13 protein-coding genes are annotated in these 18,922 nt (G+C 41.3%); 9 read left to right on the forward strand and 4 right to left on the reverse strand.

The window, feature by feature from the left end:
* Positions 1-121 precede the first annotated feature (121 nt).
* The 5 genes from ACK8HY_RS08715 (at position 122) to ACK8HY_RS08735 (ending at position 6,503) form a co-directional block, all read left to right on the forward strand.
* Positions 122-1,285, forward strand: coding sequence for an MFS transporter (locus ACK8HY_RS08715; RefSeq protein ID WP_077438341.1), 1,164 nt, complete (start codon positions 122-124; stop codon positions 1,283-1,285).
* A 177-nt stretch (positions 1,286-1,462) separates the two neighbouring features.
* Complete coding sequence (locus tag ACK8HY_RS08720; protein ID WP_139351234.1) at positions 1,463-2,377, forward strand: hypothetical protein; 915 nt, start codon at positions 1,463-1,465, stop codon at positions 2,375-2,377.
* Complete coding sequence (locus ACK8HY_RS08725; RefSeq protein WP_416133376.1) at positions 2,374-3,051, forward strand: ATP-binding cassette domain-containing protein; 678 nt, start codon at positions 2,374-2,376, stop codon at positions 3,049-3,051. Before ACK8HY_RS08720 ends, ACK8HY_RS08725 begins: the two co-directional genes overlap by 4 nt.
* A 27-nt stretch (positions 3,052-3,078) precedes the next feature.
* Entirely contained in the window at positions 3,079-3,627 is a 549-nt protein-coding gene (locus tag ACK8HY_RS08730) for a GNAT family N-acetyltransferase (RefSeq protein WP_077438344.1), read from the forward strand.
* Positions 3,628-3,770: 143 nt separating this feature from the next.
* The gene (locus ACK8HY_RS08735; protein ID WP_077438345.1) at positions 3,771-6,503 is read left to right on the forward strand and encodes a DNA gyrase/topoisomerase IV subunit A; all 2,733 of its coding nucleotides are present in this window, start codon (positions 3,771-3,773) and stop codon (positions 6,501-6,503) included.
* Between the two features lie 186 nt (positions 6,504-6,689).
* Here ACK8HY_RS08735 and msrA read toward each other — a convergent pair whose 3' ends face one another.
* Together msrA and ACK8HY_RS08745 are read right to left on the reverse strand one after the other, a co-directional pair.
* Positions 6,690-7,205 carry a peptide-methionine (S)-S-oxide reductase MsrA gene (gene msrA / locus ACK8HY_RS08740; RefSeq protein ID WP_077438346.1) on the reverse strand — a complete coding sequence of 172 codons (516 nt, stop codon included), beginning with the start codon at positions 7,203-7,205 and terminating at the stop codon, positions 6,690-6,692.
* Positions 7,206-7,533: 328 nt separating this feature from the next.
* Positions 7,534-8,562 (reverse strand): N(4)-(beta-N-acetylglucosaminyl)-L-asparaginase, encoded by a 1,029-nt coding sequence (locus tag ACK8HY_RS08745; protein WP_077438347.1) that lies wholly within the window; start codon positions 8,560-8,562, stop codon positions 7,534-7,536.
* A gap of 537 nt (positions 8,563-9,099) precedes the next feature.
* Between ACK8HY_RS08745 and ACK8HY_RS08750 the strand changes: the two genes are divergently transcribed.
* The 4 genes from ACK8HY_RS08750 (at position 9,100) to ACK8HY_RS08765 (ending at position 16,295) form a co-directional block, all read left to right on the forward strand.
* On the forward strand, positions 9,100-10,326 hold the full coding sequence (locus ACK8HY_RS08750) for a C40 family peptidase (RefSeq protein ID WP_077438348.1): 1,227 nt from the start codon (positions 9,100-9,102) through the stop codon (positions 10,324-10,326).
* A 6-nt stretch (positions 10,327-10,332) separates the two neighbouring features.
* Complete coding sequence (locus ACK8HY_RS08755; protein ID WP_077438349.1) at positions 10,333-11,388, forward strand: dipeptide epimerase; 1,056 nt, start codon at positions 10,333-10,335, stop codon at positions 11,386-11,388.
* Between the two features lie 212 nt (positions 11,389-11,600).
* Positions 11,601-14,807: a SusC/RagA family TonB-linked outer membrane protein gene (locus ACK8HY_RS08760; RefSeq protein ID WP_416133377.1), complete on the forward strand. Its 3,207-nt coding sequence runs from the start codon at positions 11,601-11,603 to the stop codon at positions 14,805-14,807.
* A gap of 18 nt (positions 14,808-14,825) precedes the next feature.
* Positions 14,826-16,295 (forward strand): RagB/SusD family nutrient uptake outer membrane protein, encoded by a 1,470-nt coding sequence (locus ACK8HY_RS08765; protein ID WP_077438351.1) that lies wholly within the window; start codon positions 14,826-14,828, stop codon positions 16,293-16,295.
* 159 nt (positions 16,296-16,454) lie between these two features.
* Here the strand turns inward: ACK8HY_RS08765 and ACK8HY_RS08770 are convergent, their stop codons facing one another.
* Complete coding sequence (locus ACK8HY_RS08770) at positions 16,455-17,858, reverse strand: M14 family zinc carboxypeptidase (RefSeq protein ID WP_077438352.1); 1,404 nt, start codon at positions 17,856-17,858, stop codon at positions 16,455-16,457.
* A gap of 1 nt (position 17,859) precedes the next feature.
* Positions 17,860-18,915: a S66 peptidase family protein gene (locus ACK8HY_RS08775; protein ID WP_077438353.1), complete on the reverse strand. Its 1,056-nt coding sequence runs from the start codon at positions 18,913-18,915 to the stop codon at positions 17,860-17,862.
* Positions 18,916-18,922: the final 7 nt, after the last annotated feature.

Below are 18,922 nucleotides of genomic sequence, written 5' to 3' on the forward strand. Positions count from 1 at the left end.
TCAAAAGAAAAAGTTTAATCGTTTCAAAAGCTGTACATTTGACCTACTCTTCAAAAAGTACCGCTATCTTCCACGGTATCGCATACTTGAAGAATTATTCATGCACGACAATTGTTTTAAAATGCCATCTGAACAGAAATCCATCTATACGCTTCAATTTATTTTACTCTGCCTGAGCTCACTCCTATTCTCCTCGAGTTTCAATATGATTATTCCAGAGCTCCCTAATTACCTGAGTAGTTTGGGTGGGGCTGAATACAAGGGGCTGATCATTGCATTATTTACATTGACTGCCGGAATTTCGAGACCTTTCAGCGGTAAGCTGACCGACCGTTGGGGCCGCGTACCGGTCATGGCTATTGGATCTATTGTCTGTTTTATCTGCGGTTTTCTCTATCCGATCTTAACTTCTGTCGCTGGCTTTCTATTTCTGCGCTTGATCCACGGTTTCTCCACTGGTTTTAAACCTACATCCACCTCCGCGTATGTGGCGGATCTTGTTCCCCAAAAAAGATGGGGCGAAGCCTTGGGGATGCATGGTCTTGCATTCAGTGTAGGCACTGCAGTAGGCCCAGCGATAGGCAGTGCGATTTTTGATGCTTTTGGAATTAATGTGATGTTCTACTCCTCTTCCTTTATGGCATTATTATCGATTTTGATTGTCATCAACATGAAGGAGACCTTGGTCAAAAAGGAAAAATTCAACCTTTCCATGCTCAAAATAGATCGAAAGGATATTATTGAATGGCGCGCACTTCCAGCGGGAATAGTTACGTTTCTGTCCTATACAGCCTATGGTGTGATTCTGACCCTTATACCAGATTGGAGCGAACACCTCGGTCTTAAAAATAAGGGACTCTTCTTCCTGGCATTTACGATTGCATCCGTTATGATACGTTTTGTATCCGGAAAGGTCTCCGACCGCTATGGGAGGCCAAAAGTTATTGTTACCGGTTTAGTAATTATTGCCATTGCACTAGTAGTTATTGGTCTTGAGGATAGCTTTATAGGCCTGATGGCCGGAGCAAGTATCTATGGTATCGGTACAGGTATATTATCTCCTGCCGTAAATGCCTGGACCATTGACCTGAGTATCCCCGAACATCGGGGTAAAGCCGTTGCGACCATGTATATTTCGCTCGAAGCAGGAATTGGGCTCGGGGCGCTACTCGCCGGACTCTATTATGCAGATGTTATTCTCCGCATTCCGCAAATTATGTATGCAAATGCCGTTGTATTGGGGATCGCCTTACTCTATATGCTGAATTGGCAAAGAAAATCTTAGTGTTAGCTTGAAATAAAGATATTGCTGGTAGCAAGCTATCAGCATATAAACTTTTTCCTCAGATTTTTATAACTTCAAGAAAAAGTTTACATTACAAATCATCAAATCTATTATAATTAGTAGGCCAAAAAGGTCTCGATAACATTACTTGCAGGACTATTTATTAGCAGATAGCAAATGATAAACAACTATTTAAAGCTCCAATATAAATTGTTGACTCGCCATTTTAAAGCAACTGGCCTCCCGATAGTGATTGCACCGTTTTTATTAATAGGGATCTGCTATCTTACCTATTACCTCATGCTACAATACCCGGTTTTTGGAAGCTATACCGTACTATTGAGCAATTTCCAGTTACTCTTTCTGCTGACCGAAAAAAACAGAAACGATTTTCTAAAAAATACCTTTCGTAAAAGAGATTTTCACAAAATCAGATTATTGGAAAATGGCATCCTGGTAGTACCTTCTTTTATTATTTTACTCCTTCTAAAGCTATGGATATATGCAGGTGCACTGATTACCCTGGCTATTGTGTTCGCTTTTTTGATCTTTAAGGCCTTTGGTCAATCCATCCCCACGCCATTTACAAAAAAACCTTTTGAATTTATTATCGGTTTCCGCAGAAGTTATCTGCTGATTCTTGTGCTGTACATTTTGGCAGCAATAGGCTTCTATGTCCTGAATCCCAACCTGGTTCTGTTTTGTGTAGCTGGTATCGCATTAACCTGTGTGTTCTATTATCAGGTGCCGGAACCGCAATTTTATCTTTGGAACAACCGGCAAAGGCCTATTGGATTTCTCTTGGGTAAATTTAGACGTGGATTACTGCAATGTTTTTTATTTGTTTTCCCGCTTCTGCTGATATATGCCGTTGTTTTTTCATCCGGATGGCTTAATGCATTAATTGTTTTGGGTGGTATACTATTTCTACTCCCTTTTGCGATTACGTTAAAATATGTCGCTTATCCTCGGGAGATCAATTTCCCCGAGGGATTTGCACTGTTATTATGTTTTAGCTTCTATCCCTTGATATTGGCCTTATTTCCTTTCTATTATTTTAAAGCCCTCAAAAATCTAAATAACTATTTATGATCGAGCTTATTCATATCAGCAAATCTTTCGGCCAATATCAGGTCTTGCATGAGTTAACCTTTACTTTTGAGGATGGAAAAGTCTATGGTATCGTTGGTGAAAACGGTGCCGGAAAAACAACCTTATTTCGTTGTATTGCAGGTCTGGAAACAACTTCAGGGCAGATCAATGCGAACTTAGAGCCACTTAAGAACCATCTAGGTTATCTGACATCAGATCCTTATTTCTTGTCAAAACTGACAGGTGAAGAGTATATCTATCTCCTTACTGATGCCCGGGGGAAAAGTATCCATAATATCGATGAAAGAAATATCTTCGAGCTACCATTAAAAGAGTATGCGAGTTCCTATTCTACAGGGATGAAAAAGAAACTGGCGTTGACAGCAACCTTACTCCAGGACAACAGCTTCTATATTCTGGATGAACCTTTTAATGGAATAGATCTCCAAAGCAGCATTATCCTAACCGAAATTATACTGCGCCTAAAAGCCATGAACAAAACCGTTCTGATCTCCTCGCATATATTTTCTACCTTAAAGGATACTTGCGATGAAATCCTGGTAATCGAAGCAGGCCGGATCAGTAAAACGGTCAAAAAAGAACATTTTGGCGATTTTGAAGAAGAAATGAAGGAAAAAATATTGAAAAAAGACATCGATAAACTGTGGCTTTAAAGCCCAGTAAAACCTAAAACAAATAAGATGGAAAAATACCTACCAACACTAGAAACCGAACGTCTAATCATCCGTCCGATAAGCCTAGACGATAAGGACTATTTTTTTGCAATGGATTCGCAGGCTGAGGTGCATACCTTCCTCAATAAAGAACCAGTTCAAACCATCGAAGAAATGGAAAAAGCGATCGCTCTCATCCAGCAGCAATATGAAAAGTACGGTATCGGCCGATTGGGAGTTATTGAAAAATCAAGTAATCAGTGGATCGGGTGGACGGGATTTAAATATATTGATGAACTGGAAAACGGTCGTATCGGATTCCTGGATCTCGGCTATCGTTTCAGGGTAGAATCCTGGGGCAAAGGATATGCTACCGAAGCTGCCTTGGCATGTATGCAGTATTATCGCGAGCACCTGACTCATTTTGAGCTCCATGCCATCACCCATATTGAAAACAAAGGATCAAGACATGTGTTGGAAAAAGTGGGTTTTAAGGTCACCGAAGAGTTTGATTTCGAGCGTTGGAATATCCGCTGTTATTGGTATGACCTGATCGAGCAGCCCAAACAAAGCTAATTATGTTAGTTTTAAAAGCTAATTTTTTTAACTTTTTATAGTTTCACTGGGATAAAACAAAATGGTTTTGTATTTTTACACGTTCGAATAAAATAAAATTTCGAACATTTCTGTATTGTACAATTTAATCTATTGCTGAGTAAATGAGTGACGAAACAAACTTCCCAACGGAAGATAACCAAGGAGAATTAGGAGCAGAAAAAACAGAGGGTGGAAGTCAGACAATACCTTTATCGGGACTTTACGAGAACTGGTTTTTGGATTATGCGTCCTACGTAATCTTGGATAGAGCTGTACCCCATATAAATGACGGTTTGAAACCCGTACAACGTCGTATTCTCCATTCCCTAAAGGAAATGGATGATGGACGCTATAATAAAGCTGCCAATGTAATTGGTAACACCATGAAATATCACCCGCATGGAGATGCTTCCATCGGTGATGCAATGGTACAATTAGGACAAAAGGATCTGCTGATCGATTGCCAGGGAAACTGGGGTTTCCCCATTACCGGTGATTCGGCTGCAGCCCCACGTTATATCGAGGGTCGACTTTCGAAATTTGCCAATGAGGTTGTCTTCAATCCCGAAACGACGGAATGGCAACTGAGCTACGACGGACGTAACCGCGAGCCGGTCACATTACCGGTTAAATTTCCATTGCTTCTGGCACAGGGAGCCGAAGGTATTGCTGTAGGTTTGGCGACCAAAATTATGCCGCACAACTTTATTGAACTTATCGATGGCTCAATTCAGGCACTGAATGGTGAACGTCCGAATATTCTTCCCGATTTTCCTACAGGCGGTATGGCCGATGTATCTAATTACAATGAAGGTCAACGTGGTGGAAAAATCCGCGTACGCGCTAAAATCGAGGAGCGGGATAAAAAAACTTTGGCTATCACCGAGATTCCTTTTGGTACAACCACTGGTGGACTTATCGAAAGTGTCGTAACGGCAAATGAAAAAGGCAAAATCAAAATCAAGAAAATCGAAGATAACACTGCTGGAAATGTTGAAATCATCGTACACTTAGCGCCCGGAATATCGCCTGACGTAACGATCGATGCACTATATGCATTCACAGCCTGTGAGGTTTCGATTTCGCCAAATACCTGTGTCATCAAAGATGAAAAACCTCATTTTATGAGTGTCAATGACATCTTGATTGAAAACACCAAAAACACCAAAAATCTATTGAAGCGGGAACTGGAGATCCGTTTAAATGATCTTCAGGAAAAAATCTTCTTCAATAGTTTATTAAAAATATTCATCCAGGAAGGGATGTACAAACATGCCGATTATGAAAATGCCGGTGACTTTGACACGGTCGTACAGGTTTTAAATCGCTTGTTTGAACCATTCTTTGAACAGTTTTATCGCGAGATTCTTCCGGAAGATTATAAAAAATTGATCGATAAACCGATGAGCAGCATTACGCGTTTCGATGTTAAAAAATCGGACGAAACGATGAAGACCCTCGAAAATGAGATCAAAGAGGTTAAGCGGAACCTACGTCAATTGACGGAATATGCCATTGCATGGTATGAAAAACTACGCGAAAAATATAGTAAAGATCGCGAGCGTAAGACCGAGTTACGCATCTTTGATAAGGTGGAAGCTACACAGGTCGCGCTAGCCAATACCAAACTATATGTCAACCGAGAAGAAGGATTCATCGGTTCAGGAATGAAGAAAGATGAGTTCGTCTGCGATTGCTCGGATATCGACGATATTATCGTCTTCCGCGAAGACGGCAAATATGTCGTCAGTAAGATTCAGGATAAGGTATTTGTCGGAAAAGGAATTATTCATGTAGCGGTCTTTAAAAAAGGTGACGAACGAACCATATACAATGTCATCTATAAAGAAGGTGAAACCGGCACAAGTTATATTAAACGTTTCTCTGTAGTGGGCGTGACCCGTGATAAGGAATACGATGTATCAAAAGGATCAAAAGGATCAAAAGTTTTATACTTCACAGCTAATCCAAATGGCGAGGCCGAAGTGGTCAATATACAGCTTAAACCACACACGAAATTACGCAAATTGAATTTCGACATGGATTTCGCCGAGATTGCTATTAAAGGTCGCGCATCTCAGGGAAATATCGTTTCCAAATACCCCGTCAAGAAAATTACGTTCAAAAGCTCTGGTATTTCAACCCTTGCTGGACGAAAAATCTGGTACGACAGCATCATGAAACGTCTCAACGCCGATGAACGTGGTCAGTACCTAGGAGAATTTGATGGTGATGATAAAATATTGGTGGTACTTTCTGATGGTAGTTACGAGCTATCGAACTTCGATCTGAGCAACCACTTTGATGAAAAAATGATCCGTATTGAGAAATTCTATCCGGAACACATTTATACCGTTGTGCATCAAGATGGCAAAAGCGGAACCTATTTCGTCAAACGCTTTAAATTTGACGACCAACCTATCGGTAAACGTATTTCGTTTATCAATGAGGAACCCGGTTCAAAGTTAATACTTATAAGCAATGCTGCAGAGCCAACGGTCAAATTAGATATTTTAAAAGGCAAATCCCAAACAGAGGAAACACTGGAGCAACCATTGACTGAGATCATCGATGTCAAAGGGATAAAGGCACAGGGCAACCGCCTGTCTTTTCATACCGTAAAATCTGTCACTTTGATCACTGCGGATGAGGATCTAAGTGAAAAAGGAAAGGAAAAAGCCGAAGTTGCTTCTGTGGATGGAGAGGCCAAATCGGATGAAACAAAGTCTGAGACATCAACGCCCCAAGCCTCCACGGATGCATCCGACAATAAAAAAGAAGATGATATCAAGTTAGAGATTACCAATCCTGACGACATCCAAATTGATGACAATGGACAAATGGAAATGTTTTAATAAGCTTTCTCCATAAGTAATCCCTATAAGAAAGGCTCGAATATGATATTCGAGCCTTTTTATATTATTGTAGATCGCAGGTCGTTCTCAAAGGTAATCAAGACCTTGTTTCAATCCTCCGGCCCTCTGTTAAATACACAGCATCAATTCGCTGCGCGCAGGCACCAAGTTCCTGCAATAAAGCTTTTAAGCTTTAAATTCTTTCAAGAATTTTTGAAGTTTCGGTGCAATGACCACCGAACAGAACGGATTCTCAGGATGATCATTGAAATAATTATGATGATAGTCTTCAGCCAGCCAAAACGTTGACGCCGGTTCTACGGCTGTGACAATCGGATCCTCGTAGACAGCTTCATTTTCCAATTCATCAATAAAGTTTTTCGCCAAAATCTCCTGTTCTTCATTGTGAAAAAATACCACAGAACGATATTGTGTGCCCACATCGTTCCCTTGACGGTTCAATGTTGTCGGATTATGTGTCTTGAAGAAAATTTTCAACAGGTCCTCATAATTGACCAGTTCATCATCGTATTCCAACTCCACCACTTCCACGTGATCGGTTGTACCTGTACAGACCTGCTCATAGGTAGGATGATCTACATGACCACCCATATATCCAGGTAATACGGATGTCACTCCCTCGGTATTCTGGAAAATTACTTCCGTGCACCAGAAACATCCACCTCCAAATGTTGCTTTCATATTTTTATTGTATTAAGTATTGCGTATTGAGTAGTTAGTATTTAGACTTTACTAAGCCGGCGGCATAGTGTTATTCTATTTTTTCACTTAAACAACGCCTATACAAAGATAATCAATATTAAATTTAATACTCAAAACTCAACGTGTATTCTAAATTAAGTACTGCCTATTGAATAGCAAGTATTTAGACTTTACTTCTCTACCCTCGTGACATAATAGCTACCGTCTTTCTTTTCCAAAGACGACATTTATTACTTATATGCAAATTTGCATCCGGAAAAACGACAAAGCGCAAAGGATTAGGAACCTCCAATCTCATATCTAATTACTAATAATAATGTTTTCCTTTGATCAAAAGATCCTGCTGCTTACTGTCACAGACAGCATACGAAAATCCCTCCTGCAAAGCAAAAGCTCCATACTCACCTTTTTTATTGATCGCCAAAAATCCAACTTGTATCTCTTTGGCAATTGCGGGCTTTTTCTTCACGATACGCATCACCGCTTCCTTGCAGGCATCTTCGGGCGAATACCCCTGACGCATTAATTCGACCACCAAAAAGCTACCAACATTTCGAATAACTTCTTCACCTACACCGGTCGAGGTAGCCCCGCCAACTTCATTATCCACATAGAGGCCAGCTCCAATAATCGGACTATCCCCTACCCGGCCGTGCATCTTAAATGCCATTCCACTGGTAGTACAGGCCCCAGAGATATTTCCCTCCGCGTCCAAGGCCAACATACCTATGGTATCGTGATTGTATTGATTGCCGGGGAGACGCTCCGCAGCAAAAGTTTTATTTTCGATATTCACGACAGGCTTGTATTTCTTCTCCTTTAACCATTCTTTCCAGGCTTTCTCCCCTTCCGGCGTCAATAAGTTTTCCTCCTGAAAGCCGTTTTCTAACGCAAATTGTAATGCACCTTCACCAACAAGCATGACATGCGGTGTTTTCTCCATCACCAAACGCGCGACAGAAATGGGATGTCCGATTTTTTCCATGCCCGCGACAGCACCACAATTGCCATCAGCATCCATAATACAGGCATCTAAGGTCACGTGTCCATCGCGATCCGGATAACCACCTTTACCTACAGTCATATTTTTCAGGTCCGCTTCAGGTACGCGCACCCCCTTCTCAACGGCATCAAGGGCTTTCCCCCCTTTCGATAGAATCTCCCATGCCGCTTTATTGGCCGCAATCCCAAAATCCCATGTAGATATCACGATAGGATATTTCTTCACCTTGACACTAGATGCAATCGCCAACCCTTTTGTATCGAATGCACTCAAAGTACCTATAGCGGTAGCCGCCATAAAACCTTGCTTAATAAAATTACGTCTAGAACTCATATGTAAATTATTTATCTTTTTATATCCCCTTGATCGCATGCTAGCATCCAAGCATGGATATATTATTTTCTGATTTCCATCAACAGAAATGATGTATTCATCGCGATGAAATTCTAAAGACAGACCATAGCCCTATTGGAGCCTCGTAACACACAAACAGGATAAATCACATGCCTACGATACAAGCATATTATCCCCTCTCATCTTACCCCTCCGCGTGCTTGATCCACTTAACGTCCCACCATCCAAAAATACGCAACAGCCCACTTGATCTACTTTTTGGCGTAGGTAACGACAGAAAAATAGTCTAGCCTTCGTCTTAAAACTTCACTACTTAAGTAGAAATGTCTCATAAATCCAATCATTCACTATCAATGAACAATTATACAAAATGGTTTTAGCAAATGGACAAATTAATTAAAATTAAGCCTAAAGATTCGTTTTTTAGCAACATAATATTCAAATCACTTAAAAATCGACAATAAAAATTACATTATATTGTGAATTAATCCTATCTTTAGAAACAAACTAATCAGCATGAAAAACACACTAAAATTTGCGATTTTAGCCTGTGCAAGTCTTATTGGCTCAAGTCATGGCCATGCACAGCAAGTAGATTCCACCACATATTTCAAAATCAAAGAATTGCAAGAAAACGTAAAACGTGAATTTGCACCAGATCGCAGAACAAAAATTGTAGCTATCCAAAAAGCGGATATCCCACAAAATCAATATATCCTCGAGACCACCGAAAAAGATGCGAAGTTCGTGCTGGAACAAAAAGCAAAAGAAATAGCCGCCGATATCCAAATCCAACTATTGCCTGATGCGAGTGTCGAAGGCAAAACTACCGGAGTCATAAAACTATCGGTTGCCAACATGCGCACCTTCCCTGATAATGCTGCTGAGCTCACAAGCCAGGTGTTATTGGGTACACAGGTCGATCTGCTACAGAAAAAAAGTGGCGAATATCGCGTGCGGACACCTGATGGCTACATTGCTTGGATACCAAGCTCATCAATAGCCGTAATGGACAAAACCGAAATAGACAGCTGGAGGCAAGCAGACAAACTGATCTACACAGCTGAATTTGGGAAATCTTATGCCGAAAGTGATGAGAAGAGCCAGCGGGTATCTGATCTGGTTTATGGCGATATTTTAAAATTAACAGGACAGAAAGGCAATTTTTATGCGGTTGCTTATCCCGATGGCCGAAAAGCTTATATCAAAAAAACTGAAAGCCTAACGCTAAAAAGCTGGTTGGACTCACGCCGTCCCACCGCGGAAAATATTATCGCAAGTGCAAAAACGATGTTGGGACTACCTTACTTATGGGGTGGAACATCCGTTAAAGGAGTCGATTGCAGTGGCTTTACCAAGACAAGTTTCTTTATGAATGGTTTTGTCATCCCTAGAGATGCCTCCCAGCAGGTACTGGCAGGCGAAAAGATCGATATCCTTGACGGTGAGGGCCATTTTGACCCGGACAAAGCACTTAAAAACCTTAAACCAGCGGACCTGTTATTTTTTGCCGCTGGAAAAAACAGTAACCCTAACGCGCGGGTAACCCATGTAGCCCTTTATATTGGTAATGGTACCTTTATTCACGCTGCAGGATTAGTCCGGATAAACAGTATGCTAAAAGATTCGCCAGATTACGACGACTTCCAAACGCGTACTGTAGTAGCAGCCCGCCGTTACCTTGGAGCCAAAGATAGTGCAATTCAAAAAATCGCTGAAAACAATTATTATATCAACAAATAAATCGAGATGAGCAACCAATCTGAATGGATCAGCAAAGACTTTGGGGCTTTTAAGTTACGGTTCCGTCCATATACGTTAACATTGCGACATGTTTTCACTGTTGCTTCCTACAGCCGAAGTACAACACCCGTCGTATTGACGGAATTGGAGTACGACGGCATTATAGGTTATGGAGAAGCCAGCATGCCGCCATACCTTGGTGAATCACAGGAAAGTGTGATTACTTTCTTAAATCAACTTGATTTGTCGGCATTCAACTCCCCTTTCCAAACCGAGGAGATTTTGCATTATGTAGATCAGGTAGCCGCTAAAAATACCGCAGCCAAAGCAGCTATCGATATTGCACTGCATGATGTGCTCGGTAAAATGATGGGCCAGCCTTTCTATAAAATATGGGGACTAAACCCTGAGCTTATCCCCCCAACTTCCTACACTATCGGTATCGATACGGAAGATATGATCCGGAAAAAGGTCGCGGAAGCGGATCAGTTTAAGATTCTAAAAGTAAAATTGGGGCTGGATACCGATAAAATGATCATCGAGACTATTCGTCAAGTAACAGACCGCCCCTTATGTGCAGATGTCAATCAGGGCTGGAAAACACGGGAAGAAGCTTTGGAAATGGCACATTGGTTAGCAGAACGAAATGTTGTGTTCCTCGAGCAGCCCATGCCCAAAGAACAGCTCGACGATAATGCCTGGCTGACCGAACGTAGTCCCATACCGACTATTGCCGATGAGGGCTGCCAACGATTGATTGATGTACCGGCTTTAAAAGGCGTCTACAGTGGCATTAACATCAAACTGATGAAATGTACCGGCATGCGTGAAGCCAAACGAATGGCCGAACTTGCACGTTCACTCGAAATGAAAGTAATGATCGGTTGTATGACCGAAACCTCATGCGCCATCAGTGCAGCGGCACAATTGGCAGCTTTGACCGATTGGGCAGATTTAGATGGGGCGCTGCTGATCGATAACGATATCTATGACGGGATGATGGTAGTCAACGGCAACTGCATCTTACCGAACCGTCCTGGAATTGGAATTTCAAGAAAATAACATTACATTCAATGCAATGTTTTTGTCTTAAAGAAAAACATTGCATTGAATTTCGATCGGAATTGCGAGCAACAACCGATTTACCAAAATATTAACAAACTAAATTAATCAATTCACACCTTTTATGAAATATCCATGTTTGAAACAGCGCACTCTCCGATGCAATTCAGCAAGATATTCCATATGGCCTTTAAAAGACAAATAATTTCCATATGAAACCACATGTACTCACAACGTTGTGTCTCATAGCCTGTAGCTCGATGCAGTCTCTATATGCACAACAGATTCAGATTGCTGGAAAAATCACCGACAGTAATGGAAATCCCATCAGTGGAGTTACCATCAATGTTAAAGGATCCACTCAGGGAACATCAACCAACGAACAAGGTTTATTTACACTCAGTGCAAATTCCAATGCCACACTGCTCCTATCTGCGGTCGGATACAATTCCCAGGAAGTCCAGGTCAATGGCCGGAAAACAATCAGTGTTACGCTTGTTGGTAATGAACAGGCCTTGGATGAGGTGATCGTCGTTGCCTATGGTACAGCAAAAAAAAGCACCTATACAGGCTCAGCTGCACAGGTAAAATCTGATGCGATAGATAAACAACCGGTCACATCTTTTGAAAAAGCATTAACTGGACGGGTCGCTGGTTTGCAACTATCAAATGGTTCGGGTCAGGCGGGAGCTACCTCAGCCATACGTATCCGAGGAATTGGGTCAATGAACGCGTCCAACGACCCGCTATATGTGATCGACGGTGTCCCCGTCGTCTCTGGAAGTGTTGGGCAAATGGGAGATTACATCGTCAATACAAACAATGTAATGAGTACATTGAACCCAAGTGATATCGAATCCATCTCCGTACTGAAAGATGCCGCTGCATCCTCCTTATATGGATCTCGGGCCGCCAATGGGGTCATCATCATTACAACAAAAAAAGGTAAAAATGGAGCTCCAAAGATCAATGTCAAATCCTCCATCGGCATAAGCCCATCCTGGGCCACAAAAAATAATGAACCTGCTTCTGTACAAGATCAGATCAATATGCTCTATAGTATCCTCTATGATTCTCGTATCGCATCAGGTCAGACAGCAGAACAAGCAAACAAGAATACGCTCAACCGCTTGAATTCATTGGAATGGAATCCCAACTCTGCAAATTATGGCAAGCCAAACCCTGCCTATGGATTTGGTATCCATGGCTACCAATTTAGTACCGATGGCACATCTCAATGGGAGAATGTCCATATTTCCGGAAAAACTGACGGAATGGAAAACCGGGACGGAAAATATTACGATTGGAATAAAGCATTATTTAGAACAGGTATATTCAATACCAACGATATATCCGTCAGCGGGGCAACAGAGAAGACAAACTACTATGCATCGTTGAACTATACGCAAGATAAAAGCAGAATTATTGAAAATAATTTTGACCGCATTAATGGAAGGGTCAATCTGACACAGAAAATCGGAAAATACCTAGAATTCGGATCCAATATCAACTACGCAAAGAACAAATTAGTCGGCATGAACGATACGCGAAATACAGGAACAAATTACCTGTATCAAACGCGCAATCTATTATGGCAGATGTATTGGCCAACCGATTATAAAACAGGTAAAGAATATACCGCCCGCTATGGAAGTCTTGCTTATAACCCGTTGTATTACAACAAACAATGGGAGAACTCATCAAAAACAAGTAAAATTTCCGCCATAGAATCACTGACTTTAAAGCTCTTACCAGAATTAACCCTGAAGACGATTTTCTCTTACGATAATACAGAGGTTAAAGACCATATTTATTATAGTGCCAAACATTATAACGGTATGGCAGACAATGGTCGTGTCACCGAAGTTTCCACCTCCATTCAGAAATTGGTCTCATCAACAACGGCCAATTATAATAAAAGCTTCGGGCTACACAATTTGAATTTATTAGCGGGGTTAGAAGCTGAAAAAAACACCACAGACTTTATTCGTGCCACAGGTAAAGATCTTCCGTCCTCATCACTGCACACAGTCACTACTGCAGGTATTTTGGATGCCGCTGCACATTCAGAGGGCTTCAACATGATGTCCATTTTATCCAGAGCTGAATATAATTTTGATGAACGGTATTTTGCCTCAGCTTCCTTCAGAAGAGATGGAGCATCACGATTAGGGCCTGGTCCGCGTTGGGGTAATTTTTGGTCGATCGCAGCTTCATGGAACTTGGCAAAAGAATCTTTTATCAAGGAGACTGAACAAATCAATAGTCTGAGGCTAAGAGGTTCTTATGGAACGAACGGAACTTTACCGACAAGTAACTATGCCTGGAGAAATCTGACCAGTTATTCCAATAAATATATGACACAACCCGGAGGTGGATTAAATAACCTGGGTAATCCCGACGTCGCCTGGGAACTAAATTACCAGACCAATATCGCATTGGAGTTCGGGCTATTTAACAACAAACTTTTTGGCACACTCGAATATTTCAATAGGGATTCAAAAAGTCTACTACAGGATGTTCCGATATCCACAATCACCGGTTTTAAGTCCATCCTGAGAAATGTGGGTGAGATGAACAACAAAGGCTTAGAAATTGAATTAGGCTCAGATATTGTTAAAAATGAAAATTGGAAATGGACTTTAAGTGCCAATGCTACGTTTATTTCATCGAAAGTAACAAAACTATACGGTGGTCAGGATATTGTTTGGTTTGACCCTACCGGTGGAGATAATAGGTCGAGGTATGTATACCGTGAAGGTGAATCTTCCTTGTCTTTCTTTGGGCTGGAATGGGCTGGCACAGACCAAACCAACGGAAAAAATGTATGGTATACCAATGATGGTACGGCTGGTGAATTCATGTTTAATGGAAAAGCGGCAACTTATAATTATAAAAATGCTAAGCAGACAATTATTGGAAATGCCAATCCTAAATTATATGGTGGCATAAATTCGGATATCGACTATAAAAACTTTGCATTGGGATTAAACTTTGCCTACAAGATAGGCGGCAAACTGTACGATGCTACATCAAAAGATGTTGCAGATGATGGGTATTATTGGGAACGGATTCATTCCGAATACTTCGTTGAAGATTCTTGGTCACCATCCAACACGGGTGGAACTTATCCCATGATAACTGGTCGGGATCTAGAAGATGTTAATCAGATCAGTAGTAGACAATTATTTGACGCCTCTTATATCAGACTAAAAAACATATCCTTAAGCTATAGACTACCAAATACCTTATTGAGCCGAGCCGGAATTTCAAATGCCAGACTATATTTTAATGGCAGTAATTTGCTCACGCTTTCCAAGTATAAATACATGGATCCTGAGGTGAATCAATTTGGCACCCGTGGCTGGGAAACACCACTGGCAAAAACATACACTTTCGGTGTTGAATTTAGTTTTTAATGGACAAAAAACAGTAATATGAAAAAGCTTTTTATCGCCTCGTGCATCTCTATATCTTTAGCAATTAGCTCCTGTAGTAATTTTCTGGACGTCACTCCTACAAACATGGGAGATTCCAATACTTCCATACAAACTGCAGCCGACGCGAAAGTTATTATGAATGGATTAATGAGCAAAATGGCAAATGTTGATTATTATGGTAGAAATTTCCCACTTTATGCGGATGCAAAAGGTGGTGACTTTACGATCGCCTCGCAAGGACGTGGTTACGACTACTTATACGTATTTAATCATTCTGCATCATCCAATCCCTATGCGAACATTTGGATCCAAGGATTCCACTCACTGGTACAAATTAATAATCTCCTAGCAGGTATAGATAAACTGGTCAAAGCCGGTTCAACGGAAGATTTTGCTTCCTATAAAGGACAAGCATTAACAGCTAGGGCATTAATTAATTTTGACCTGGTGAGATTATATGGCAAGCCATATAATATGGAGAAGTCATCCTTAGGTATTCCCAATGTCACGAAAGTACTTGAATACAACGCGCAGGAAAAACGCGTCTCCGTCGAAGAAAATTACAAGCAGATCCTGCAAGATCTTAAGGACTCAGAGAGCTTACTGTCTAAGTCAAAAGCAAACGGATATATCAACTATTTTGCCAATAAGGCATTGCAGGCGCGCGTCTATCTCTATATGAACGATTATGATAATGCATTAAAAGCTGCCCAGGAAATAATTGACTCCAAAGTGTATACCTTATACAGCAACGCAGATTGGGTAAAATCCTGGACTAGCATGTTTGGTACAGAATCAATTCTTGAACTTGGTGTTTATCCTAATGAAGCCGATGCAGGTGTCAATTCTCTTGGGGCGATGTTTCGCAGAAAAGGACATGGAAGTGCGGCTATTTTGGGAAATTTTATCGCCGCAGACCCATTCCTAACGAAACTTAAAACTGACGACACGGATGTTAGATGGGGAGTAATGGGATCCGATGAGGTCGGCAGCACGCATCTGGGTGCTTTATATAAGTATAGCGGAAGCACCACTCTTGCCGGAGACAAAAATTCAACGTCAAATAGCACTGCTGTAAATATCAAAGTCATCCGCCTATCAGAAATTTACCTCATCGCTGCTGAATCCGCATTATTGAAATCTTCTCCAGACAAAAACCTTGCAGCAAGCTATTTGAATGCTATTCGTCAAAGATCTCCCAAATTGGATGCGGCAACCTCTAATACAGTTACTTTCGATATGATAGCTGATGAAAGAAGCAAAGAGCTCTTGGGTGAAGGTCACCGATTCTTCGATATGATGCGCTGGAATAAGTCGATCACATTTGACGATGATCTTGGTAATATAAGTACCACCAATAGACCAAAGACTATAGACCGAACGTTTTTCAAAACGATTCTTCCAATTTCCCTGGATGAAATGAATGCGAATCCAGCTATCGCAAATCAACAAAACCCGAGTTACTAAATCATTAGATATTAAAGCGGGGCTGTCCTACCGGGGCAGCCCCGCTTTATCATTTAATTTGACTCCTATCCCCTACAATCTCTTTCCAAATATTGAGATCTATAAGATTTATTTTTTTAGATAGTTTCCTTTTAAAATATTATAAAAATGGATTTATTCTTATAAAATACTATTTTTGAATTTGCCATCCATTTCTACCTTTAAATCAATCAAGTAACCATTGACCAAAGCGTATCGTATTTCACTGTCAGATCCGATAAAAAAATCTGCATCATCCCCTATCAGCGGGCTCATTCTACTTTCAAAATGGGTATCCGTCAGGATCTGTATCGGAAAGGAATGCATCATCCCGGCGTCAACCTTATCTGAAACCCTTATTGCTGCAAAACCCTGTTTCAACAGTTTAACTACATTTGACGGACTTAATTTCGCCAGTGAAAATATCCGCTCCGAATACAATTTTGCGGGAATAAATTGGAGTCCTTCGACATCAAGATCGGTGTATCCATAAAAGTCCTGCAGGTCGCCAATGTCTTCAATCAAGCCTTCAACATAATAGTCATCAACTACAGTTTTTTCATTTTGTCGAATACCTACATCCACGAGCATCTTTTTACCATTTCTTTCGATAGATAGGTTCCGGATCAAAACATCATGAAGCTTTTCATCATTAAAAGGAATCGCGTTGTAATCAGCAATATCATGTACCGAATAAGATCCCGAGGCAATTTCCTGAAAAGCCTTCAACAACGCAATGAAATTATATTTTCGGACCTCCAGTTTCTCCGTATCGCCTGCAAAAGCTCCTGACTCAATGAGAATGGTACTCGCTCCCCATTTTTGAAAATTGTCTCCAAAACCACGTGGAGTATGCTCGTCATCATACTTGGCGACAGCATTTGGAATGAATTCCTGTAAGATTTTATTTATTCCGACGATTACCCGCATGGCATCCGCCCTAACCTCATTCACGCTTCTGGCATAATCATATGCGGGGGCCAATAAGGAAATTGTAACCGGGGTTGCCGTACCGGGAATATTGTAATAATTATTTTGATTGTGGAGATTGAACGCAAAATTGGGTTCCAGTAACATTGCCTGCTCTTTCAACAGGGCACCTTCCACCGTTGCAACAGCACGCGCATCGCGATTCATATCGACATCCATCGCCGTTCTCCGCTGATAACGTTCTGCACCATCGGGATTCAACATCGGAATAAAATATAAAGTCAGTTTCTCCGCTATCACCTTTCGAAAAGCATCAAAACCATCCGCCTCCCCGTTAAAGAAATTAAACAGGTCAAATAGCGCCATTGTCGCTGTAGGCTCGTCACCATGCATCTGCGACCACAGTAGTACCTTGATCGCCCCCTGCCCATATTTCAATTTAAAAATTGAACGATCCTCGACTGACCGTCCAATTTCTTCAATGGTAAATCGCTTACTGATCTCTTTACCCTGCAAAAGAGGCAAGATATCAGCATGTTTAAATCGTCTATACCTTAAAGCCTTTTCTTCATACAAAGAAAAGGCTCTGATGAAATCTTCTTTGACCAAATTCATGTTAATCTTTTAAGGCTGCCCCAAGTAAAGTAATCGTCCCTTGTGATGCATCCATTCTCACCTTTGCACCTACCGGAAGGATAAATTGCTCTGCGATATGTCCAATGACAGCACCGCTATAAGCGGGCACGTTTAAGGGCCTGATATAGTCATTGAATAGTTGATCCAATGTGACCGAACCATAGCCGCCCGATGGTTTACAATTGGTACATTTGCCAAAAATAAAACCTTTGATCACAGCTAATATTCCTGCATTTTTCAACTGACAAAACATCCTGTCAACACGCTCCATATCTTCGTCCACCTCCTCAATAAAAAGGATCTTATCCTTAAAATCGGGTAGATAGGCCGAACCACATAATCCGGTCAATACCGTCATATTTCCACCAAGCAGCACGCCATCGACAGTACCGGGAAAAATTGTGGCAATCCGGTCTTTGGTCTGTACGATATTATCCCCCTTTGATTTGGGATTTTCAAATACCGCGGGCGTATTCGCTATAAATTGCGCATTAAAAGCCTCTGCCAGCTTCTTCGTCCATGTGCTTATACCGACCGCGCCATGGAAAGTAACAAGTCCGGTCTTCGCATACAAAGCCAGAATTAAGGCTGTTATATCCGAATAACCCAACAAAATTTTGGGATTTTGAGCAATCATCTTATAATCAAGTCTGTCCAGGAGGCGGGAAGTTCCTGAGCCTCCCCTGACACAGACAATTGCTTTGACAATCTTATCAGCAAACATATCATGTAGATCCGCAATACGTTCCTGATCTGTTCCCGCCAAATTACCGTAACGGCTACGGATATGTTTTCCCTCTTTCACTTTAAAACCCAATGTTTCAAAGATCTCACGTGCAATAATGATCGACTCTTCGTCATCCAATACACCCGCTGGAGTTATCAAGCCGATCGTATCCCCAAGCTGTAGCTTCCTTGCCAACAAAGAAGCTGGCCCTGCTAGCTCCGCGGCCATTTCTGTCGAGTGCCCTGCCGCCAATGCCGGAATAGCCAGTGCGCCCAAAGCAATTGATTTTATAAAAGCCCTTTTCTCCATACTACGC

The organism is Sphingobacterium sp. NGMCC 1.201703 (assembly GCF_047784615.1).
In the GTDB taxonomy this organism is placed as follows: Bacteria; Bacteroidota; Bacteroidia; order Sphingobacteriales; family Sphingobacteriaceae; genus Sphingobacterium.